Consider the following 20307-nt stretch of genomic DNA (forward strand, 5'->3'; position numbering starts at 1 on the left):
GACGCAGCGCTCGTCACCTCTCCCCCCGGCGTCGAGCTGCATCCGACCGTCGTACCTGTTCCTGAGGGCACAGCTGAGGAGATCGTACCGGTGGCGCTGCTGTTCCGCCTTATCACCGGCAGCAACGGCGCCGCGATGTCCGGTGGTGCAAGGCCTGTCGGCGATACGGTCGGCGTCGCCGGCACCGGCGTCGGCGATGACGACGGCGGAGCGCAGACGACCACCGTCCCCGGCGTCGTCGGATCCGACGCGAGCGGAACCGGCGCCAGCGTCGTGTCCGGAGCACCTGACACGGTCATTGCGGAAAACGGCCCGGGACTGTTGAGCGGTGAGACCACGATCGCGCCCGGCACCGTCGGCAGATCCATTGCAGTAGTGCCGGTCGTTGCGACCTGTGCCTGACCAGCAGAGCTTCCGAGCAGCAACGCCGTCGCCGCTGCGAGTACAATTCGCATCATCTTTCGCGTCCTAGCTCGCCTCGCTCTTGCGAACGGTGACCTTGCTTCCCTCCGCCAGATTGACCGCGGGATTGAGCACGACCTGGTCGCCGGGCTGCACGCCGTCGCGCACTTCCACCGTGGTGCCGAAATCCCGGGTGATCGAGACCTGCTGAAAATGGACCGTGTTGCTGCGCATAACCACGACATGGAGGCCGTTCTGGTCGAAGACGAGCGCATCGGATGGGATCGTCGTCGATGCTGTCCTGCGCGGGATCGATAGTTCGACCGTGCAATATATGCCCGGACTGAGCAGGCCATCCGGATTGGGCACGTCGATCTCGGTTAGCAGCGTCCGGCTTCCCGGCTGCAGCGCGGTTGCGATCCGCGTGACCTTGCCCGCAAACGTCCGCCCCGGAATCTCGGGGACGCGGATATCCGCATCGACGCCCGGGCCAACGCCGAACGCTTCGTCCTGTGGCACGAACACCTGGGTTCGGATCACGTCGGAATGCATCAGCGTGAACATGAAGGTGGACCCGGCTGATACCAGGCTGCCGTTGTCCACGTTACGCTGCGTGACCACGCCGTCGAATGGCGCCACTACACGCTGATAGGACTTCTCCTGCTGAAGAACTCGGATCTGCGCTTCCTGCGCCGTGATATTCGACTGGGCGACACCCACCGCGCCTTGCTGCGCGCGCAGGGTGAGACGATCGTTGTCGCCCTGTTGTGCCGTCAACCAGCCCTGCTTGACGAGATTGCTGTCGCGCGAGTTGGTCACGTCGGCCAGTTCCCGGCTTGCCTCCGCCTGCTGAAGCGCGGCCTGGTCCTGCGCGAGCGTCGCTTGGGCCTGCGCGATTTGCTGGTCGAGCTCGGGCGCAGTGATTTCCACGAGCAGCTCGCCCTTCTTGACCCGATCGCCGATATCGACGTAGCGCTTCTCGATGTAGCCGCTGGTCCGCGCGAAGATGTTGGCCGCCTCGAACGCGGTCGTCGTCGCCGGCAGGCTCACCTTCATGATGTCGCCTCCGGGCTTCACCGTCGCGACCCGAACCTCGGGAAGGTTGGTTCGAGCCTGCTCTGCCACAGCGGCAACGCCACGCATGGCCTCATAGTGCCGCCAGCCGCCGATGCCGAGACCGCACGCAAGCATGAGGAGCACGCCTCCGCCGAGCAGCGCGCCGCCGTAACGGCGTCCGGATCGAGGGCCCTTTCCCGGCAGTTCCACAATCCGGAGGCTCTCCGCCCCCGGGCGGTGTGTCGCCCCGTCGTCATCGGTCCTTGCGCGAACGTCACTCATTCCGGTTGCTCCTCGAATACCCCATGATGAGGCTTGCCGTCGTTGCCTTTGCGCAGCATGGCGAAGAGATAAGGCACCATCAGCAGGGTGGTCGGTGTTGCAAACAGCAGACCGCCGATGACCGCCCGCGCGAGCGCTGCATTCTGCTCCTCGCCGGGCCCGCCGATCGCCATCGGGATCATGCCGACGATCATCGCCGCCGCGGTCATCAGCACGGGCCGGATTCGCGTCCGGCCTGCGCTCAGCGCCGCCTGGAATGCCGAATGCCCCTTCAATTGCTCGTCGCGTGCGAATGTCACGAGCAGGATGGAGTTCGCGGAGGCTACGCCGATCGCCATGATGGCTCCCATCAGCGAAGGCACGTTCAGCGTCGTCCCGGTGATAAACAGCATCGTCACGATGCCGCAGAATGTCGCCGGCAGTGCCAGGATGACGACAAAGGGATCGCCAAAATTCTGGTAGTTCACGACCATCAGCAGGTAGACGAGGATGGCCGCGAACAGCAGTCCAAGGGAGAGATCGCGGAACGATTGGTGCATGCTCTGGATCTGGCCGAGAACCTGGATCGAGTTGCCCGGCTGGAGTTGCTTCTGCAGCGTGGACGTCACCTTCTCGATGTCAGCCGCGACGCTGCCGAGATCACGGCCCTGCACGCTCGCATAGACATCGTAAACCGGCTGCACATTGGCTTGGTTCGAGTTGGTCGGAACGGTGCCCCGCTTGAAGGTCGCAATATTGCTGAGCAGGCCCGGTACCGTCTGCCCGCTTGCGGCAAGCGAGGCCGAAACCGGCGTATTGCCCAGCGCGTTCAGCGAATTGGTCCTGTACTCTGGCGTCTGCACAGCCAGGTAATAGGGAATGCCGGAAGTCGGATCCGTCCAGAAGTTCGGCGAGACCTGCGCGGACGATGAGAGGCTGACATTGATGTTGGTTGCCACCGTGCTCGCATTGAGACCGAGTTGCGCGGCGCGGGTGCGGTCGATGTCGGCGTAGAATGCGGGAGCATCGACCTCCTGCTGCAGATGTGCATCGACCACGCCGGGGATCGCGGCGAGACTCTTTTGCAGTTCCTTGGCGACGGCGAGATTGTTGTTGCCGTAACCGACCGTGCGGACATCGATCTGCGCCGGGAGACCGAAGTTCAGGATCTGCGTGACGATATCGGCCGCCTGGAAATAGAACGTGTCCTCCGGGAGTGCCCTCGGCAGCACCTGCCGCAGCCTCCTGATGTAATCCGCCGTCGGCTGGTGCCCTTCCTTCAACGACACGAGAATGGTGCCGTCGTTCACCCCGATGGTGGAACCGTCCGTGAAAGCAAGGTTATAGGGCCGCGCCGGCAGGCCGATATTATCGACGATCAGCGCCCGGTCGTGCTCGGGAATGACCTCGCGGATCTTGTCCTCAACTGCCTGGAAGATCGCTTCCGTCCGCTCGATCCGCGTGCCCGCGGGGGCGCGAACATGGAGCTGGATCTGGCCGCCGTCGATCAGGGGATAGAAGTCCTGGCCGACATAGGCGAACATCGTGGCACCGAGCGCCAGCACCAGCAGGGCGACGACGGGTATCACTGCGCGGTGCCGCAGCAGTTTCAGCAGCAGATCGGAATAGCCGTCGCGCAGGCGTTCGAAACCGCGCTCGAATGCCGCGGAGGCGCGTGCGAGGATGTTTGACGGCCGATTGCCCTCGCCATGACGTTGCTCGCCCTTCAGGAGCAGGCCAATGGTGATCGGCGTCAGCGTCCGCGACAGGCCATAAGACGCCAGCATCGCGAACACCACGGCAAGGCCAAGTGGCGTGAACAGATATTTGGCCGGGCCCTCGAGGAATACGACCGAGATGAACACGCAACTGATCGCGAGCGTCGAGACCAGCGTCGGAATGGCGATTTCGGCGGCTCCGTGCAGAGTCGCGTCCGGCAGCGGCATGCCTTCCTCGGTCCAGAGCCGGTGCGTGTTCTCGATCGTCACCGTCGAATCGTCGACGAGAATACCGACGGCAAGAGCAAGGCCGCCGAGCGTCATGGTGTTGAGGGTCTCGCCGAGGAAATAGAGGACGATCAGCGAGGACAGCATCGCCAGCGGGATCGAGATCAGGACGACGAGCGTCGATCGCCACGATCCCAGGAACACCAGAATCATCAATGCCGTCAGGCCCGCCGCGATCGCGCCTTCGCGCAGCACACCATCGACCGAGTGTGTGACGAAGATTGACTGGTCGAACAGCTCGTTCACCTTCAGCCCCGCGGGCGCCGACGCGCGGATCGACGTCAAGGCCGCTTTCACGCCGTTGACGACGGCCAGCGTGGAGGCATTGCCGTTCTTGATGACGCTGAGCAGGACGGCGCGGTGGCCATCCTCGCGCACAATGTTCTGCTGAACCTGGGCGCCGTCGCGGACCTGGGCGACGTCCTTCAGGAAGATCGTCGCCCCGTTCGCGAACTTCACCGGGATCATGTTGAGATCCTGGATCGTCGCCGGCGTCGCGTTGGTACGAACGGTGTACTGGGTGTCGCCGATCTTGGTCGTGCCGGTCGGCAGCGTCAGGTTCTGCGTGTTCACTGCGTTGACGATGTCGAGCGGTGTCAATCCGCGCGCCAGCAGCTTGTTCGGATCGAGGTCAACCATGATCTGGCGGTATTTGCCGCCGGTAGGCGTGGGCAGGGTCACGCCTGGAACGGGAGCCAGTTGCTGGCGGACCCGGTAGATGCCGAAATCGTAGAGCTGCTGCTCATTCAGGTTGTTCGATTCGAGGCTGAGCTGGAGCACCGGCACGCTTGAGGCATTGAACTGCACGATGATCGGCGGCTGGATGCCGGGAGGCATCAGGGCGCGGATGGCGTTGGTCGCCGAGACGATCTGCGAGATCGCGAGATCGAGATTGACGTCCGGCTGAAAGTAGATCTTCTGAACCGACAAGCCGTTGAGGGTCTGCGCCTCGATATTCTTGATACCGCTGACATTGGCGCTGATCGAATACTGGCTGTAGGTGCTGACGCGCTGTTCCATCTCCGGCGTGGAAAGGCCGGTGTAGCTCCAGATGACAGTGACGACGGGAATCCGGATCTCCGGAAAGATGTCTGTCGGCATCGAGCGAATTGCGATGCCGCCGAGGAACAGGATCAACGCCGCAAGCACGTAGAAAGTATGCGGAAGCCGCAGCGCGAAGCGAACAATTCCCATGATTGGTCTGCCTGAAACAGGGTTACGCAGGATCGTCGGACAAGTGAGGGCGGCCGCGCCTCCGTTCAAATGAAAACGAATTCAGTCGCTGCACGCGGCGGCGTGTGACACATCATGCGCGGCGTTCACGACGGCCCGTTTGACTTTGGCGAAGGTACGGATCTCGATCTGCCGAACCCGCTCGCTGGATATGGACAGCTCTCGGGCGAGCTGATCGCGCGTAACAGGACATTCCTTCAGGCGCCGCGCCTCGAAGATATGACGCTCCCGCGGCGCGAGCCCGTCCAGTGCAGCGCGCAAAGCCCTGCTGCGCTGCTCCGTCTGGTCGTGATCGGCAAGCATCGTCTCGGCGTCGACCGCACCATCGACCAGCAGGGCCTCCAGCTCGGTTCCACCGTCCTCGTCACCGACGCGCGCGTTCAGCGACATGTCGCGGTGGAGTCGCGCGTCCATCTCGATCACCTCGCGCGCCGTCACCTCGAGCTTCCCGGCGATCAATTCGGCGACGTCGGGTGTGAGCCCGGCCATCGCACTGCTGGTGGCTTTCCTGATCTCGCCGCGGAGTTTGAAAAACAGCTTCTTCTGCGCAGCCGTCGTCCCGATCTTGACCAGGGACCACGATCGCAGGATGTAGTCGTGAATGGTGGCCTTGATCCACCAGATCGCATAGCTGGAGAATCGGGCGCCGTGCCCGGGCTCGAAGCGCGACGCCGCGATCACGAGGCCGAGGTTCGCTTCCGCGATCAGATCGACCAGCGGCAGACCGTATCCCTTGTAACCCCTCGCCAACTTGGCGGCGAGCCGAAGATGGCTGGTGACGAGCGCATCCGCGGCGCGCCGGTCCCGCGTTTCCTGCCAGCGACGCGCCAGCTGCTGCTCCTGACCTGATTCAAGTAGCTCGTAGCGCCGGATTGCGGCGGAATAGGCGGTGAGGAACGGCGTCGACACCGCTGCGATCGGCACGGCAACAGGATCGCGGCACACCACCTCATGGCTCGTCTGCATTTGTCACTCCTATAGTCCGGGCCGGCTGATTGATCTCGGAGGCACCGCACGTCATTTGGCTCATCCCATCTGGCCGGCCTCTGCGTGCAGCAATGCGCGTGACCGGCGCGCGATGGGCCTGCCCGCACTCCCGGTCCAGGCGAGGATCTCGATCCGCCCACCGGGAGCCGGGCCAATGATCAGCCGGAAGCCGTGCAGCTTGACGATCGCCGCCACCAGGCTCAGTCCAAGCCCGACGCCCGGCGTATTGCGCATCTTGTCGGAGCGGTAGAACCGCCGCAGCACTGCTTCGCGCTCCTGCTCGCTGATGCCGGGCCCGGTATCGCTAACGCGCACCAGCGCGGTCTCGTCCTCCGCCTGCAGGGCGAGGTCCACCCGCCCGCCGGACGGCGTGAACTTGATGGCGTTGTCGACGAGGTTGGCGACTGCCTCGAACAGCAGGTCGCGGTCACCCCACACCTGCACATTGCACTCGGTGACGACGCCGAGCCCGACATGCTTGTCCTCGGCGATCGGGTCGTAGACGTCGCACACCTCCCGCAGAATCTCGTCGAGCGCGACGTCGCCAAACCCGGCCATACGGCGGTTGTTCTCGATCTCTGTCAGGCGCAGCAAGGCCGTGACGATCGCGAGCGACTGGTCGATGCCGGCGATGGCCTTGTCCGCAACGTCCTGCAGCTGTTCCAGCGTCGCCGCATGGGTCCGGCCGCGCTCCAGCGCCAGACGGACGCGGGTCAGCGGCGTCCTGAGATCATGAGCGATGTCGTTGCCGACGCCGGCGAGCGCATTGATCATCGTCTCCATCTCGTCGAGCATGCCGTTGACGATCCTGGCCAGCCGCGCAAACGGGTCGTCCGTCCCGCCCTCCGGAAGCCGCTCGCGCAGCTCGCCGGCCACGATGCGCTGGACCCGCTGGTTGACCTCCTCTACGCGTCGCTGGGCGCGCAAGCTCAGCCAGGCACCCGCAAGCAGGCAGAGGCTGAAGGCCGGCAGCAGACCCAGGGCCAGGGCCTGGCCCACCACGCTCGATATCTCGCGCGTCTCGTCGACGTTCCGTCCCATCACCAAGACATCGCCGTCCTCGAGACGGCTGCCGACCACCCTGACGACGGGACCATGCGCCGTCGGCTTCTCCAGCAGATCGAGTTGCACGCCCTGCGCCGCCCCATCGAGCCCGAGTTCGCGCGGCAGGCGGTCGATATTCCCGGCCAGCCTTTTGCCGGCAGCATCGAACAGTCCCGCGTACTGAACGCCCCTGGAATCCTGCGCGAGGTGATCCGCGATGGCGCTGACGCGGCGGGCCGGGGACAATTCCGCGACGAAGTGGATCTGCGTGGTGATCATGCGATCGGACCGCGCGACCAGATAGGCATCGAGCTTCCAGTAGATGAAGGCGAACAAGGCGACCACGAACAGCGCAAAGGACGCCGCCACGGCCAGAGCCCAGAGAAATGTGCTGGAGCGGATCAACTGTGTCTGCTGCATCGCCCGTCTCTCCTACCGCGAGCGAAGGACGAAGCCGGAGCCTCGGACATTGTGGATGAGCTGTGTCTCCCCGGGACCGTCCACCTTGTGACGAAGCCGGCCCATATGCACGTCGATCAAGTTGGTGGTCGCCGGAACGAACTTGTAGTTCCAGACCTCCTCGAGCAGCATCGCGCGCGTCAAGAGCTGATCGCTCCGGCGCATCATGTACTCGAGCAAGCGGAATTCGCGCGGCAACAGGTCGAGCCTGCGCTCGCCGCGTCGCGCGGTGCGCTCGATCAGATCGAGCTCGAGGGGCCCGACATGCAGGATGGTTTCGCGGCTGTCGCTCGGCCGGCGCAGCAGCGCCTCGATTCGCGCAACCAGTTCGATGAGCGCGAACGGCTTTGTGAGATAGTCGTCGCCGCCCATGCGCAACCCGCGCACCCGGTCATTCACGGCGCCAAGCGCACTCAACACCAGCACAGGCGTCCTCACCTGCTCCTTGCGCAGCACCTCGATGACGGTCAGCCCGTCAACTCCCGGGAGCATGCGATCGACGATCATGGCATCGGGGCTCGACGCACGCGCGCGCTCGAGACCGTCGACGCCGTTGCCGGCCCACTGCACCTCGAAGCCGCGATCGCCGAGTTCGGCGAGGATCGCCTCGGCGGTTTCAGTGTCGTCCTCAATCAGGAGAATCCGGGTCATGAGCCTCGTACCATAATTCCCACGGCGTCTCGACGCGCGGTTGGGCAGCACGGGTACGGCGTCGGGCCGTGTCATGCTCAGTGCCCGCGTACGTCGGACGCGCGTCGCTGATGCCGCCTGTTGCCGGTCGCCCGCTGCGCTATGAGGTAGCTCTGCCGCGCGCACCGCGCCACTAAATTGCGGTTCATGTTGTCGGCTGTGCGTGCCGCCAACGGCACGAGGACCCGCACCACGCGTGTTACAAATGCAATGATCATCTTCCGCGCTCCGCTGCCAACCGACTGGATCGAACATATGCCGTCAACGCACGTGCCGTCGTCTCAGGGACCACGGATGTTATGCATTCGCACGATCGTGGTTGCGACACCGCAGCGGCTCTCGGGCGGTTGAAATGCAGTGAGCAAAACGTGCGTTGGAAACGTGGCCGATCGTTCACACATCGTCGCTGAGCCGGCTTGATCGGCCTGATGTCGTCAGAGGAGAGAGCTAATGACCACGTCCAAACTATTGTCGATAGGATTGATCGCGGCCGCAATGCTGGGTGGCCCAGTCATGGCGCGCGAGCACCAGCGCGCCGCGCAGCGGCCCGACGTAGGCGCCGATACAGTCGCGGCGACCACGCCGTTCCATTATCCGGGCGAGCGCGCCTGCGTTCCGGCGCCGCGCGTCGGCGCCTTTGCCACCGCGCCGTGGACCGGCAACAACGTACCGTGCGAGCCGGGCACAGGCAGCTAGTACTGATTGGGTGACGCGGCCTGCCCTATAGCTTCGCCGCGTTTTGCAATAACGAGAAGCGGACTGCGCTGGTCGGCCCGCTCCTACGCGTGCGTCGCGCCGATCCGCGAGACGCTCTTCGCGAGCGGCTTGCCTGATATTCTGACATCGAATTCAGTTGGATCGCCTCGTACCGGACCTACCTCTCCCTCATCACTGACCCGGCCATCGGCAACCTCGCGCGGAACATGGCCGGACAGCGCAACAAGAGGAGTCATCCATGAAACGTGCAATCATGATTCTGGCGACAGCAGCACTCGCCTCGACGCTCGCCGTTGGCGCGGCCAATGCCCATGGCGGCGGTGGTGGCGGTGGCCACGGCGGTGGTTTTGGCGGTGGCGGCTTTGGCGGCGGACATGCAGGCTTCGGCGCTGGACATGCGGCCTTCGGCGGCGGCGCGCATTTCGGCGGCATGGGCCATGAGGGAGATTTTGCCGGCGGCGCCCGGTTCGGCGGCGAGCACCTTGGCTTCGGTGGTCATGACGGAGGCCTGCGCCAGCACGCGTTTCACCACTTCCGCCGAGGCGGCTATGGATTCTACGGCGCCTATCCAGATTGCTACGACTGGTACGAGTTGCATCCCGACCTGCCGTTACCGCTGAGCTGCAGCTAACCCCACACTCAGCAACCATTGGTCTGGAGCAGCGTGGACGCATTGCCGTTCGCGTCGAGGATAGAGTCGATGAAGTGCGTCGTTCTATTCGCGCCTGGCCACGTCAAGCACGTCCTGCGGCAAGCTCGTGAGCATCGCCTCCTTCTTCCGAGGTGCGCTGCCCGCGCTGTGCTTCCGTGCACTTCTGCAAGGCGGCCTAATCGCTGCCGTGTGGTCTGCGCGACCGCAGAATAGCTAAGGCGGAACCTCGGTCATCTCTCGCGATCGAGGAGGCTGTTGCGTGCTCCCGTGCGCCCGTTCCGACTATAAAGCCTCGACCGGCGCGGCGCTCGACGATCGCACATCGGTCTCTCGATAGCGTTCCACCGCTTCAGACGACTTGTACTAAATTCGCCCCGACGGTTTTCCTCGAGCAGGTTGTTCATTGCGGGCCGCGCTCGCAGCACCCAGCTCCACAAGACCACGACATCTGGACAACAAATCGCGGCATCCAACCCAAGATCTAGCGTCATCACCCATTCGACTAGCAGATCTTTGGAATTGACCTAAAACGACTCGCGATCTTTTGGCGACGGACGCGAAACCAATGACTTAATCGACTCGCATTTGATTGGTCCCGACAGCACTCAGGAATCGCTGAAAACGGTCGCGTACCGAAGGTGCGCGGATTGATTTCTGATCATTCGACTTGGCGCGCTACGGTTTCTCCGCCGGAATCCGACCATCCGGATCCATTTTCAGATACTCACCGCGATCGGTGGTGAAAGCCCCGGTGCTGGGCAACGCCAGGCGTTGTCTGGTAGGCCCTGTTGGGCCCAAACAAGGGAGCCGCGCCGCCAGGGCGTTCCAGGCCCATTCTGCCTGCTGGCGTCAATTCGCAGTCGTTCAACACATCCCGATCGGGATATTGCGCCTGAAACAAATCTGGATGTTGAGTCGCCCACAATGGGCACTGGGCGCTTGCAGAGCTTATCGCGCCAATCGACATCATCGCTGCAATAACAAAGGTCCTGAATCCAGTCATGGTCGTGCTCCGAACGGCTGTTGTTTTCGTGCGGAGCATTCGCGCTGACTCGAACCGGCTGCTCTGTTGAAATGCGCTTCCTTCGAATTTCTTGGTTGAGCATTAGGTGGGTATGCGCTCGGGAAAAACACGTGGGTGAACAATCACGCCTGCGCGAATGGCAAATCGGTGTGCTCATCATCGCGTGACGCACCCCGGCGACGAAAGACTCCAAACCGTGACGCAACTGCCAGCATGAAGCCGAGTGCGGGGTTTACAGATTCGCACGAATTCGACCGCCAACCCGCGCGTGATGCCGAGGACGTTACCAGTCTTGCAGGCGTCACCGATTGCGAGGGCGTGGACCGAGGCTCATCTAACTCATCATCGTAGGTCTATCGGAGAAACTCCCATGCGATCGGGTCTCGTTTTGAGCCTTTTGATTATCCTGTGGGCCCCCGTCAGCGCCGCGGTGGCAGGCCAGGTCCATCGGCATCATGCAAAAGCGCATCCTCGTGTTCTGACGACCGGGAGTACTGCGGCCTGGGCTTATTCACCGGCACGGCCGGACCGCCGTCAACCGGCCCCGCACTATGATGATCAACCAGAGCCAGGTCATAATCCTTACGAGAGATGGGGTGGTTAGCACCCCGTCGCCTCCGCGTCGCCGCCGGCTTGGCGCCCCTTCGAGCGCGGCGATGGACCGCTAGTTCGTTGCCGACCTCAATCCCGGTTCAGGAGGCGTTCGCCCGCGCCCGTTCGCGGGCTTCGCGGCGACGCTCTCGGCGCTCGCGCCGACGCTTGGCCCGGTCGGCTGGCTGCGGCAGCGGGGAAAGCGGAGCAATCTCCAATACCGGCTGGGACGTCTCATCGACCGGGGCCGCCAGGCTGGGCTCGCTTGGTGCCGGTCGGGCTTCCATGAACGCCAAGATGTCTCGCCCCTTCGACGTCAGTCTCCAGCCACCGCTGATGCGCTCGACCAGCCCCTGTGAAAAGATGTCGAGGTCCGGCACGCGGCTGGCAAGACGCCTCGTCCGGTCGGCCCAATCGCGGCCGCTGGTCGCCAGGATCACCATGTCGCGCTTGAGGTCTTCCATGACGGCAAAGCCATCCGGATAGCTCACCAGGATCTTCAAAACCGTAACCTGGAAATTCACGCCCCGGCCCCCGCTCTGGCTCAATCAGCGCCAGAAGATTCACTCCCGCGAAAACGCCCACCGTACTTTGCTTCGGTGCCTTCGCGATTCAAAAATGTTAAGTTCGAGAAAGAAGGGCGCACCGGAGAGCGGGGCTGCAGCCCGCGTCGGGCGAACCTAAAGCTTCCGATACGTCACATGCGCCGTCGCGAACGGAATGCCCGCGCGCCCGGCGGATCCGCGCACGATGCAGGCGCGGTCATCGATCGCATAGAACCAATCGTCGAAGTTCAGCTTGAACGACTTTCCGTCGCCTTGGGGCGTGTCGCGCGTGTACTTCCAATGGAATGCACAACCGGTCTGCTCGCCCGTGGCTTCACCCTCCAGTCGATTTTCGTGGCCGATGTATTGACCTTCGCCCAGCTTGTGGATCGTCCAGCGCAACGTGTCGCTATGGCCGTCATCAAAGGTGTAGGTTTCAGTCAGAACGACAGTGTCGGTGTCCGCGTCCAATTCGCCATGCGCCGTGATCGTCGCCCGCTTCAACAGCCCGCCGACGAGACTCTCGACCACCGCCCATCCTTCCAAGCGACCAACGAAGAACTGCTCAGGGAGAAACACCGGCGTGGTGCCAGCGAACGCATCAATGACCATGGCTTTTCCTCCGAAACCGATGACGACATAAGCCGCCTCTCAGCACCAGGGTTCCTCAGGAGGAAACCTGCCTGGCTCTGCTGGGTGCTTGCAACGCATACAGACGCTGCGTCACAACGCGCGCTCCCCTTCATCCGGAACACGTGGACAAGCCCAGCCCTGCCGTTTGAGAATCTCTGACCCGTGTTAACAGCCCGGAACGATCTGGCGGCGGCACGGATTCGTCCCGCAGGAGCAATCTCGCATGCTGATGACCAGGGAAAGACGGCCGGCGATCCGGACCTTACGGGGATGGGCCACCCACGTGCTGCACGAGGCCGGCGCGATCTGCGAATGCGAGGAGCACGGCTGGGCCAGGGATCGCGCCGACCCGCACGCGCGCCATCGCGCGGTCGCGCTTGCGCGCCAGGATCCGCCGGACGGCGTCTCTGCCGATCAGGCGGTCGCGGAGATCAACGATGTCCTCGATTCGATCGGCGATACATGTCCGGAGTGCCCTGACGAGCGCCTTTGAGGCCTGCGACTAGGACCTTCGCGTACCAAGCGGCATAGGGCGTGTTTTCGATTTAAGTCCGGCGTCACGGGATGCTTCATGCCGATTTCCGCCGCGCCCCTGCGGCCGGCTTTTTCGCGGACGTCTCCCTGGCGGCCGCCTTCTTGCCGGCGATCGGCATCAGCATCTCCTTCTGGCCGGCCGCCGCCTTCCTCGGCTTCTTCGCCGGCTTGTCCGCCTTCGCGGGCGCGGCCTGCTTCCCGACTTCCTTGCCGACGCTCCGCCGCAGCGCCTCCATGAGGTCGACGACGTTCTCGCCCTTCGGCCGCTCCTTCGGCCGGATCACCTTGCCGGCGCGCTTTTCGTTGATCAGGTCGATCAGCGCGGTCTCGTAATGGTCCTCGAACTTTTCGGGCGCGAAGCGTCCGGCCTTCTGGTTGACGATGTGCCGGGCGAGATCGAGCATGTCCTTGGTGACCTTCACGTCCTGGATGTCGTCGAAATATTCGGCCTCGCTGCGCACGTCGTAGGGGTAGCGCAAGAGGGTGCCGACGAGGCCCTTGTCCATCGGCTCCAGCGCGATGATGTGCTCGCGGTTGGTCAGCACCACGCGCCCGATCGCGACCTTGTTCATCTCGCGAATGGTCTCGCGGATCACCGCGAAGGCGTCGTGGCCGACCTTGCCGTCGGGCCGGATGTAATAGGGGCGGATCAGATAGCGCGCGTCGATGTCCGATTTGTCGACGAACTCGTCGATCTCGATGGTGCGCGTGGACTCCAGCGCGATCTCCTCGAGCTCTTCCTTGGAGACCTCGATGTATTGGCCCTTCTCGAGCTCATAGCCCTTGACGATGTCCTCGTTCGTCACCTCGTCGCCGGTCTCCGCGTCCACCTTCACGTATTTGATGCGGTGGCCGGTCTGCCGGTTGAGCTGGTTGAACGAGATCTTCTCGCTCTCGGAGGTAGCGGGATAGAGCGCCACGGGACAGGTGACGAGGGACAGTCTCAGGAAGCCTTTCCAATTGGCGCGCGGGGCCATTTACGCAGAACTCCGGTTCGAGGCGGCTTGGATTCAAGACGAACAGCCGGCCCGGGTTCCGACATCGGGAGCAACATTCATGACGAGCACGCTTTGCGGCGTCTTGCTCCATGTTTTGGTTTAGGCGGCGCCCGACTTGACAGAATCGACCACCAGCCGGCGCAACCAGACCGCGCCGGGATCGTCGTGACTTCGTTCGTGCCAGAGCAGGCGATAGCCGTAGGGCGTCACCTGCGCCGGCGGTTTCAGCATCACGAGACCGAGCCGCGGCGCAAGCTGCCGGGCCGCCCGCGAGGGCATGGTCACCAGGTAATCCGACGCAGCCGTGATCACCGCGGCCGTTGCGAAATATGGAACACGCAGCGCGACGTGCCGCTTGTAGCCGCGCTCGGCCAATGCGGTATCGATCGGCCCGCCCTGCCCGCCAAAAATGCTGACCACGATGTGCGGGCAGGCCGTGAACAGCTTGATCGGCAGCACGTCCTTTGCCCCGCGCATCTGCTTGAGCAAAGGATGCCCTTGCCGGACCAGCGTCACGAAATTTTCGCGGAACAGCTCGCGCGCCCGAAACGAGCCGGATACCGGATTATCGGCATACAGCACGAAATCGACCTGACCGTCAGCGAGCATGCGGAACACATCACGCGAGAAGCTGACGACCTCGATCGCCGCCCCGGGTGCCTCGCGCGCAAAGTGGGCGGCGACATTGGGCAGGATGGCGAGCGCCCCATAATCGGTCGTCGCGATGCGAAAGACGCGGTCGGTGGCGGAAGGATCGAATTTCGGCTTGTGGAGAAATGTCTCGACGCCGCCGAGCAAGGTCGCCAGCGGCTCGCGCATCGCCTCGGCGCGCAGCGTCGGCGTCATGCCGCTTGCCGCCTTCACCATCAGCCGGTCACCGAACAGGCGCCGCAGCTTTGCCAGCGCACGGCTGATCGCGGGTTGGCTGCTGCCGAGACGCTCAGCGGCGCGCGTGACGCTGCCGGTCTCGAGCAGCGCATGCAACACCACCAGCAGGTTGAGGTCGACTTTCGCCAAATCCATCGAACGCATAATGTAAATTCTATCATGACATTTGTGGATGATGCCAGATCATCGTACACAGACCCCACCGCGATAGGCCGGAGAAGCCGTATGCCATCACCTCTGAACATCAGCCGCCGCATAATGCTCGCAGGCGGCGCGGCCGGAGCGATGACGCCGCTGCTGGGCATGCCGGCCGCGATCGCGCAAACGCCTGCTGGCAGGGCCAATTCCGGCCACTACAGTTTTCGGATCGGCGATATCAAGACAACCGTCGTCAGCGACGGCACGCTGAGCGGCAATCCGCGCATCTATGCCCACACCGCCCAGGCGGAGGAACTCGGCAGGACGCTGAGCGATGCGTTCCTGCCGACCGACACCTTCAGGCTCAACCTGAACACGCTTCTGCTGGAAACCGGTGGCAGGAGAATCCTGATCGAGGCAGGTGCAGCGCAAACGCTCGGCCCCGATGGCGGACATCTATTCCGCAATCTTGCGGCGATCGGCGTGGAGCCCGAGCACATCGACGCCATCGTGATCACGCATACGCATCCCGATCACGTCGGCAATCTCAGCCGCGCCGACGGATCGAGCGCTTTTCCGAAGGCGACGGTCCATCTTCCCGAGGACGATTTTGCGTTCTTCATCCGTAACGAGCCTGACCTGTCGCGGCTGCCCATGCCGGAAGATTTCCGGCGCGCCTTCATCGCCAATATCAAGCGAAGCGTGGCGCCCGTCGCCAAGTCTGCCGTGCTGTACCGGCCGGGCAGCGAGTTGTTGCCGGGCATAACGACGATCGCCGCCGGCGGCCACACGCCGGGCATGTCGGCGATCCTGGTGCATTCCGGCGCGCAAGCATTGCTGATCACGTCCGATGCCGCCTATAGCCCCCTACTCAACATCGACAATGCCTGGCGGCCCGGGCCGGATCTCGATCCCGATACCGCGTTGCAGTCGCGCAGGCGCTTGTTCGACCGCGCTGCGACGGACCGCATACCGGTGCTTGGATTCCATTTCCCGTTTCCGGGCATCGGCAACATCAGGAAGACGGACGACGGCTATCGCTGGGTGCCGGCGAACTGGCGGTTCGAAGGCTGAGCCAGCCCGAAGATGCGAAAGCGGCTATCGTAGGATCTCAAGCCCATCATTCTACGACCGCCGTATGCAGAAGCGCTGTTCTATCCAGGCGCCGCCCCGGCGATTTCCGAGATGAATCGTCCGCAGCGCTCTACGATCAGATCCTTGTCGTTATCGAGCGTGGCGACATGATAGGAATTGTCGAGCCAAAGCAGGCGCACGTCGTTGGAACTGACCTCCTGCGCGATTCGCTTGCCATTGGCCGCCGGCACGACGTGGTCCTCTCTGGAATGAATGGCGAGCGTGGGACAGCTGACCTTGCGCAGCAGGCTTTCGGTCGCAGCAATCAGGACGTGGACCTGCCGGAGGCAAGCGACTGGCACCTCCTGATAGGCCAGCTCCTTGACGCCGGCGGCCTTGATGTCCGATCCGATGCCGGGAACGCGCTTCGGCGCCGCGCCGTCCGATACGAGCTCGGCCATCGCGCCATCGAAGATTCCGGCGGCACCGTTGATCGGCACGGCGCCTGCGACGATGTTCGGAAAACGTGCGGCTAGGTTGAGCGTCAGCGTGCCTCCCATGGACAGGCCGGTGACGAAGACCTTGGTGCCCTGGCCAGCCAGCTCGTGAAGCGCCTGCTCCGCCGACGCGAGCCAATCGAGATAGCCGGTCGTTTCCATGTCGTCCGGTGAGGTGCCGTGGCCCCGCAGGCGAGGCCCGCTGACGGTGAAGCCGAAGCGCCGGTGAAGCTCTTCGCCGAGATACCGCATGCTTTGCGTCGTTCCCGTGAAGCCGTGGAGCACGAGGACCGCAGGCCCCTTGCCCTGCATGAAGAATGGTTCGGCTCCAGCCATCACATCGGTCATGTCATCTCTCCTGTTGTCATCGCGGCTGCGGCCGCATCCGTTCTCGTTTCGATATCGAGGCAATCATGACTGGCGCCTTGCCGAATATGCGGCCGCTGCAAGGCCGATGATCGCACCCTGCAGCATCAGCTTGGCGGATTCGCCAAGCCCCAGACTCGTCAGCAGGTTGAAGCTGAATGTCAACATCAAGGCGGCGACGGTCGGGCCGAGCCCCTCTTCCAGGACTATTGCATATGGTGCTTTGCGCGAGCTGAGCGCGCGCCTCGCCCTTCAACGCCCGCTAACGGCGGGCGTCTCGAAGAATGGCCACAGGCGAGATCGCTCCCATATGCGATCGCCCTGCCCCTTTCCGGAGCCGAAGGTAACGCCGTCGGCGTGAACGGCGCTAGCGGACCCGCTCGAACGTGATGCGGATCTTCGTGCCGTCAGGTCGTTCAAAATTCTCGGTCATGACGTCGCCGTCGACCACCAGACGCAATTCCTTCCGCGTCCGAACGCTGCCGATCCAGTTCGGAAAGGTGCAGCCCTCGACCTTGTTGCCGCTGAACTCGCCGTTCTCATCCACCGTGTAGGTGCCGAAAAAGCCGATGCTGCCGGCCATGGCCGCGCGGTTTTCCGCGTCCGTGCCCTCGCCCCGCACGCTGGAGGCAAAGCGCGGGACGTCCGAGTCGGTCAGCACCTCGATGAAGTGCATGTCCGGCGTGAAGGTCAGCAGCCCGTTCGGCCGCGCGCCATAGGCCGGCAGGTTCTTTCCTTCCGGATCGATCTGAGCGGAGACCATTCTCCAGGTGCCGAGCACCTTGTTCGGCGGCGTCGCGTGGGCTGGAGCACTCATCAGGCAAACTCCCAAAGCGATCAGCACCAGATTTCGACGGGTCATGTTGGAGTCCTCTGCTTCGTCTTTCTACGCGGCCGCCGGGCCTCGGAATGGCGGACCTGCGCGAGGCCGCTTCAAGTGCACAGATCCGTCCTCGCCTGGGTGCGGGACGACTCCGTCGCTAAGCGAGCGCCGGTCAGTCTTGCCGAGACATCCCACAGATGAGACGCCACCGCATCGTCATCGGCCTGCGGCGGCACGCGGGCCACGGACGGCGAACCGCGGATTTCGCCGAACTTGTCCGGACCGTAATAGCCGCCGGGGACGATGTCCGGCGACGTCGCCGCGAACAGCGTCGGCAGCGCACCTTGCGCCACCGGCTGAAACAGGAACCAGAGGGCGGTCCGCGCCAGGCCGGGAAGGCTCATCCGGCCGGCGCCATTCGGAATGAGGTCGGTCCGCGATACGCCGGGATGGGCCGCAACGCTGGTGATGCCCCAGCCGAACCTCCGGCTGCGTCGCTGCAGCTCGAACGCAAACATCAGGTTCGCAAGCTTGGACTGGCTGTAGATCGGCATCGGCTGGTAGCGACGCTCAGCCTGCAGATTGTCGAACTCGATCGCTCCGCTGCGCGCTGCCAGGCTGGACACGGTGACGACGCGCGGCTCGACGCCCTTGTGCAGCAGCGGCAGAAGCTCGGCCGTCAGCGCGAAATGGCCGAGGTGGTTCGTGCCGAACTGCATTTCGAACCCGTCGGCCGTTACTTGCCGGACAGGGGGCATCATGACCGCGGCATTGTTGACGAGCAGGTCGAGACTGTCCCGTTGGCCACGCAAACGGGAGCCGAAGGCCCGCACCGAATGAATATCCGCAAGGTCGAGCCGTTCGAACCGGACGTTGGCGTTGGGCTGACGGGATCGGATCCGCGCGACGGCGTCTGCTCCCTTCGAGGCATTGCGACCGGCAATGATCACTTCGCCGTCCGCACGCGCCAACGCCAGCGCATCTTGGTAACCCAGGCCACCCGTGCCCGTGACAACGGCGCAACGCCCCCGCTGGGACGGAATATCGCTCGCACTCCAACCAGGCATCGGGCCATCTCCCACGGCACAACATCACATCGGGCCAGTTAAATTACACCTAGTGTAATTTTCAAGCGTTGTGCCGCCCGAGCCTGTTGACCTTCTCGTGAACGACACCTGCGCCGCGGCCCTCCCGCGCTGCGCGATTCAGTGGCCGCAGCGAAGCTCTGAGGATCCCGCGCAGCCGGACAAGCAAGAGGGCGGCTAGCGCCCGCAGCTTGGCCAGCGTCCCGGCGCGGATGACGGTCAGCACGGGGAGCAGCGCGAGCAGAAGGCTGAGGCCAATCCAGCGCAGAAGGCGGCCGGCCAGAAAGGCCTGGATCGTCGGGGTCCAGTCGTCCACCACGAGATTGACGGTCGCGGCGAACGCCGCCTTCGCACCGAGACAGAGGAAGCTGTTCGAAACGACGTTCGCCAGATCGAAGCAGGGATGGAACGAGATTGCGCACAGCAGGATGAGAACGCCGAAATTGCCGAGATACGGCGAACGTATGGCCTTCACCGCGCGCGCGAGGGTCCGAGCGACAAATCGACGCTGGTCACGTTCCCTTGGCGAGCCTTGCACGGCGCCGTCGAGGCGCTGCTCGCCGGCATGACGGGCTCGCGCGTCATGTATCGTCCGGGGGACGGATTGCAGGCTCCTGCGAGGTCTGCTGATTGCACGGCGAGGCCGGTGCGGCGCGCCCTGGCGATGGCTGGAGGCGACGTAACCGGCAGGATTGCGGCGTAGAAGCTCGATGTTGCCGGAGCTGCGCGTGCGCTGGTCCTTCCCGGCCGCCGCTTGCAGCAAACCGGCCTCGGCATCGTGGAAATCGCAACGCGAAGCATCGGCATCCCGGTCGTTCGCCGGGCCGTCCCTGTCTGCAGTCATCTTGATCCAGTTCGCTGGTCTTGGACGCCTCGAATCGGCCCGAGCCTTGCTGGCCGGCCTCACATGCAGTAATTTCGCACTTGATGCGGAATTTTATCGCACTGAGTGTAATTTTGAATGAGGCCGTTGTGTGTCGAAACAGGACGGAGACGACCCATCACCGAAAAGCGAGGGACTGAGGGAGCAAAAGCGCCGCGAAACGTTGCGACGGATCACCGACACCGGTCTGAGGCTCTTCCTTCGGAACGGCTATGAGGCGACGACGCTCGACGCCATCGCGGAGGCAGCGGGAATTTCGCGTCGGACCTTCTTCTATTATTTCAAGTCGAAGGAAGACATCATCCTGGCCTGGCAGGGCGGTCTCGCCGAAGCCATAGGGCGCGCCGTTCTGGAGCAATCGACCAAGCAGCCGCCGCTCGAAGCGGTGAAGAATGCAGTGGTCAGACTCACGGCGTCCTACGAGGACGTCCAGGCCCGGAAACAAATGATGGAGATCGACCGGTTCATCCGCACCAACGAGACGCTTCGCGCCCGCGAGGCCACCAAATACGCCCAACAGGAACAGGCGGTCTTCGACGCGCTCTGCACGATGTGGCCGCAGCCCAAGCGGCGAACGGCACTCCGCATAGTCGCGATGGTCTCAATCGGAGCTTTTCGCCTTGCGATCGACAGTTGGAGCCAGGATGAGGGAAGGCGTCCCTTCGCCGCCTATTTGCGGGACCGTTTCGCAAACATGAAGGCGGAAGCTTGAATCCAGGGG

The 20307-nt window shown here is 63.7% G+C and carries 20 protein-coding genes; 6 read left to right on the top strand and 14 right to left on the bottom strand.

Annotated features, from left to right (window positions below):
- Window positions 1–90 precede the first annotated feature (90 nt).
- Window positions 91–402 carry a hypothetical protein gene (locus ACTEK7_RS23000; protein WP_225128728.1) on the top strand — a complete coding sequence of 104 codons (312 nt, stop codon included), beginning with the start codon at window positions 91–93 and terminating at the stop codon, window positions 400–402.
- Between the two features lie 66 nt (window positions 403–468).
- On the opposite strand, the gene ACTEK7_RS23005 is transcribed toward ACTEK7_RS23000, so the two are convergent.
- The 5 genes from ACTEK7_RS23005 to ACTEK7_RS23025 all read right to left on the bottom strand — a co-directional run bounded on the left by ACTEK7_RS23005 (window position 469) and on the right by ACTEK7_RS23025 (window position 8099).
- Window positions 469–1740, bottom strand: coding sequence for an efflux RND transporter periplasmic adaptor subunit (locus tag ACTEK7_RS23005; RefSeq protein WP_225147742.1), 1272 nt, complete (start codon window positions 1738–1740; stop codon window positions 469–471).
- Entirely contained in the window at window positions 1737–4919 is a 3183-nt protein-coding gene (locus ACTEK7_RS23010; protein WP_225147743.1) for an efflux RND transporter permease subunit, read from the bottom strand. The genes ACTEK7_RS23005 and ACTEK7_RS23010 overlap by 4 nt, the downstream gene beginning before the upstream one ends.
- A gap of 81 nt (window positions 4920–5000) precedes the next feature.
- The gene (rpoH, locus tag ACTEK7_RS23015; RefSeq protein ID WP_036011601.1) at window positions 5001–5924 is read right to left on the bottom strand and encodes an RNA polymerase sigma factor RpoH; all 924 of its coding nucleotides are present in this window, start codon (window positions 5922–5924) and stop codon (window positions 5001–5003) included.
- Between the two features lie 60 nt (window positions 5925–5984).
- Window positions 5985–7409 carry an ATP-binding protein gene (locus ACTEK7_RS23020; RefSeq protein ID WP_225144704.1) on the bottom strand — a complete coding sequence of 475 codons (1425 nt, stop codon included), beginning with the start codon at window positions 7407–7409 and terminating at the stop codon, window positions 5985–5987.
- Between the two features lie 12 nt (window positions 7410–7421).
- Window positions 7422–8099, bottom strand: coding sequence for a response regulator transcription factor (locus tag ACTEK7_RS23025; protein ID WP_192893334.1), 678 nt, complete (start codon window positions 8097–8099; stop codon window positions 7422–7424).
- Between the two features lie 489 nt (window positions 8100–8588).
- Here ACTEK7_RS23025 and ACTEK7_RS23030 point away from each other — a divergent pair, with 489 nt between their 5' ends.
- Together ACTEK7_RS23030 and ACTEK7_RS23035 are read left to right on the top strand one after the other, a co-directional pair.
- The gene (locus tag ACTEK7_RS23030) at window positions 8589–8834 is read left to right on the top strand and encodes a hypothetical protein (protein WP_225147744.1); all 246 of its coding nucleotides are present in this window, start codon (window positions 8589–8591) and stop codon (window positions 8832–8834) included.
- A gap of 259 nt (window positions 8835–9093) precedes the next feature.
- Window positions 9094–9486 (top strand): hypothetical protein, encoded by a 393-nt coding sequence (locus ACTEK7_RS23035; protein WP_225147745.1) that lies wholly within the window; start codon window positions 9094–9096, stop codon window positions 9484–9486.
- Between the two features lie 1737 nt (window positions 9487–11223).
- Here ACTEK7_RS23035 and ACTEK7_RS23040 read toward each other — a convergent pair.
- Window positions 11224–11646 carry a hypothetical protein gene (locus ACTEK7_RS23040; protein ID WP_036026707.1) on the bottom strand — a complete coding sequence of 141 codons (423 nt, stop codon included), beginning with the start codon at window positions 11644–11646 and terminating at the stop codon, window positions 11224–11226.
- A gap of 156 nt (window positions 11647–11802) precedes the next feature.
- Window positions 11803–12279 carry a DUF3833 family protein gene (locus tag ACTEK7_RS23045; RefSeq protein ID WP_225147746.1) on the bottom strand — a complete coding sequence of 159 codons (477 nt, stop codon included), beginning with the start codon at window positions 12277–12279 and terminating at the stop codon, window positions 11803–11805.
- A 244-nt stretch (window positions 12280–12523) separates the two neighbouring features.
- Between ACTEK7_RS23045 and ACTEK7_RS23050 the strand changes: the two genes are divergently transcribed.
- Window positions 12524–12793, top strand: a complete 270-nt coding sequence (locus tag ACTEK7_RS23050) for a hypothetical protein (protein WP_225147747.1) — start codon at window positions 12524–12526, stop codon at window positions 12791–12793.
- A 76-nt stretch (window positions 12794–12869) separates the two neighbouring features.
- Here the strand turns inward: ACTEK7_RS23050 and ku are convergent, their stop codons facing one another.
- Together ku and ACTEK7_RS23060 are read right to left on the bottom strand one after the other, a co-directional pair.
- Complete coding sequence (gene ku, locus ACTEK7_RS23055; RefSeq protein ID WP_225147748.1) at window positions 12870–13811, bottom strand: non-homologous end joining protein Ku; 942 nt, start codon at window positions 13809–13811, stop codon at window positions 12870–12872.
- A 120-nt stretch (window positions 13812–13931) separates the two neighbouring features.
- Window positions 13932–14864, bottom strand: a complete 933-nt coding sequence (locus tag ACTEK7_RS23060; protein ID WP_225128735.1) for a LysR family transcriptional regulator — start codon at window positions 14862–14864, stop codon at window positions 13932–13934.
- Window positions 14865–14945: 81 nt separating this feature from the next.
- Here ACTEK7_RS23060 and ACTEK7_RS23065 point away from each other — a divergent pair, with 81 nt between their 5' ends.
- On the top strand, window positions 14946–15932 hold the full coding sequence (locus ACTEK7_RS23065; RefSeq protein WP_463671668.1) for an MBL fold metallo-hydrolase: 987 nt from the start codon (window positions 14946–14948) through the stop codon (window positions 15930–15932).
- Window positions 15933–16012: 80 nt separating this feature from the next.
- Here the strand turns inward: ACTEK7_RS23065 and ACTEK7_RS23070 are convergent, their stop codons facing one another.
- The 5 genes from ACTEK7_RS23070 to ACTEK7_RS23090 all read right to left on the bottom strand — a co-directional run bounded on the left by ACTEK7_RS23070 (window position 16013) and on the right by ACTEK7_RS23090 (window position 19466).
- The gene (locus tag ACTEK7_RS23070) at window positions 16013–16777 is read right to left on the bottom strand and encodes an alpha/beta hydrolase (protein ID WP_036026712.1); all 765 of its coding nucleotides are present in this window, start codon (window positions 16775–16777) and stop codon (window positions 16013–16015) included.
- Window positions 16778–16840: 63 nt separating this feature from the next.
- Entirely contained in the window at window positions 16841–16963 is a 123-nt protein-coding gene (locus ACTEK7_RS23075) for a hypothetical protein (RefSeq protein WP_260345905.1), read from the bottom strand.
- Window positions 16964–17162: 199 nt separating this feature from the next.
- Window positions 17163–17612 carry a lipocalin-like domain-containing protein gene (locus tag ACTEK7_RS23080; protein ID WP_225147749.1) on the bottom strand — a complete coding sequence of 150 codons (450 nt, stop codon included), beginning with the start codon at window positions 17610–17612 and terminating at the stop codon, window positions 17163–17165.
- Between the two features lie 116 nt (window positions 17613–17728).
- Window positions 17729–18685, bottom strand: a complete 957-nt coding sequence (locus tag ACTEK7_RS23085; RefSeq protein WP_225147750.1) for an oxidoreductase — start codon at window positions 18683–18685, stop codon at window positions 17729–17731.
- 61 nt (window positions 18686–18746) lie between these two features.
- A complete protein-coding gene (locus ACTEK7_RS23090) occupies window positions 18747–19466 on the bottom strand; it encodes a hypothetical protein (protein ID WP_225114034.1) in 720 nt (239 codons plus the stop codon).
- A 283-nt stretch (window positions 19467–19749) separates the two neighbouring features.
- On the opposite strand from ACTEK7_RS23090, the gene ACTEK7_RS23095 reads away from it, so the two are divergent.
- Window positions 19750–20298 (top strand): TetR/AcrR family transcriptional regulator, encoded by a 549-nt coding sequence (locus ACTEK7_RS23095; protein ID WP_225147751.1) that lies wholly within the window; start codon window positions 19750–19752, stop codon window positions 20296–20298.
- The last annotated feature ends 9 nt before the right edge of the window (window positions 20299–20307 follow it).

The organism is Bradyrhizobium sp. JHI2711 (genome assembly GCF_056156565.1).

What these genes read in the sequence shown, in the direction of transcription:
- ACTEK7_RS23030 (WP_225147744.1), top strand. Translation starts at nt 8,589, where the DNA reads ATGACCACGTCCAAACTATTGTCGATAGGATTGATCGCGGCCGCAATG.
- ACTEK7_RS23035 (WP_225147745.1), top strand. Translation starts at nt 9,094, where the DNA reads ATGAAACGTGCAATCATGATTCTGGCGACAGCAGCACTCGCCTCGACG.
- ACTEK7_RS23020 (WP_225144704.1), bottom strand. Translation starts at nt 7,409, where the DNA reads ATGCAGCAGACACAGTTGATCCGCTCCAGCACATTTCTCTGGGCTCTG.
- ACTEK7_RS23070 (WP_036026712.1), bottom strand. Translation starts at nt 16,777, where the DNA reads ATGACCGATGTGATGGCTGGAGCCGAACCATTCTTCATGCAGGGCAAG.
- ACTEK7_RS23050 (WP_225147747.1), top strand. Translation starts at nt 12,524, where the DNA reads ATGCTGATGACCAGGGAAAGACGGCCGGCGATCCGGACCTTACGGGGA.
- ACTEK7_RS23080 (WP_225147749.1), bottom strand. Translation starts at nt 17,612, where the DNA reads ATGAGTGCTCCAGCCCACGCGACGCCGCCGAACAAGGTGCTCGGCACC.
- ACTEK7_RS23085 (WP_225147750.1), bottom strand. Translation starts at nt 18,685, where the DNA reads ATGCCTGGTTGGAGTGCGAGCGATATTCCGTCCCAGCGGGGGCGTTGC.
- ACTEK7_RS23045 (WP_225147746.1), bottom strand. Translation starts at nt 12,279, where the DNA reads ATGGTCATTGATGCGTTCGCTGGCACCACGCCGGTGTTTCTCCCTGAG.
- ACTEK7_RS23060 (WP_225128735.1), bottom strand. Translation starts at nt 14,864, where the DNA reads ATGCGTTCGATGGATTTGGCGAAAGTCGACCTCAACCTGCTGGTGGTG.
- rpoH (WP_036011601.1), bottom strand. Translation starts at nt 5,924, where the DNA reads ATGCAGACGAGCCATGAGGTGGTGTGCCGCGATCCTGTTGCCGTGCCG.
- ACTEK7_RS23065 (WP_463671668.1), top strand. Translation starts at nt 14,946, where the DNA reads ATGCCATCACCTCTGAACATCAGCCGCCGCATAATGCTCGCAGGCGGC.
- ACTEK7_RS23025 (WP_192893334.1), bottom strand. Translation starts at nt 8,099, where the DNA reads ATGACCCGGATTCTCCTGATTGAGGACGACACTGAAACCGCCGAGGCG.
- ACTEK7_RS23075 (WP_260345905.1), bottom strand. Translation starts at nt 16,963, where the DNA reads ATGTTGACATTCAGCTTCAACCTGCTGACGAGTCTGGGGCTTGGCGAA.
- ACTEK7_RS23005 (WP_225147742.1), bottom strand. Translation starts at nt 1,740, where the DNA reads ATGAGTGACGTTCGCGCAAGGACCGATGACGACGGGGCGACACACCGC.
- ku (WP_225147748.1), bottom strand. Translation starts at nt 13,811, where the DNA reads ATGGCCCCGCGCGCCAATTGGAAAGGCTTCCTGAGACTGTCCCTCGTC.
- ACTEK7_RS23010 (WP_225147743.1), bottom strand. Translation starts at nt 4,919, where the DNA reads ATGGGAATTGTTCGCTTCGCGCTGCGGCTTCCGCATACTTTCTACGTG.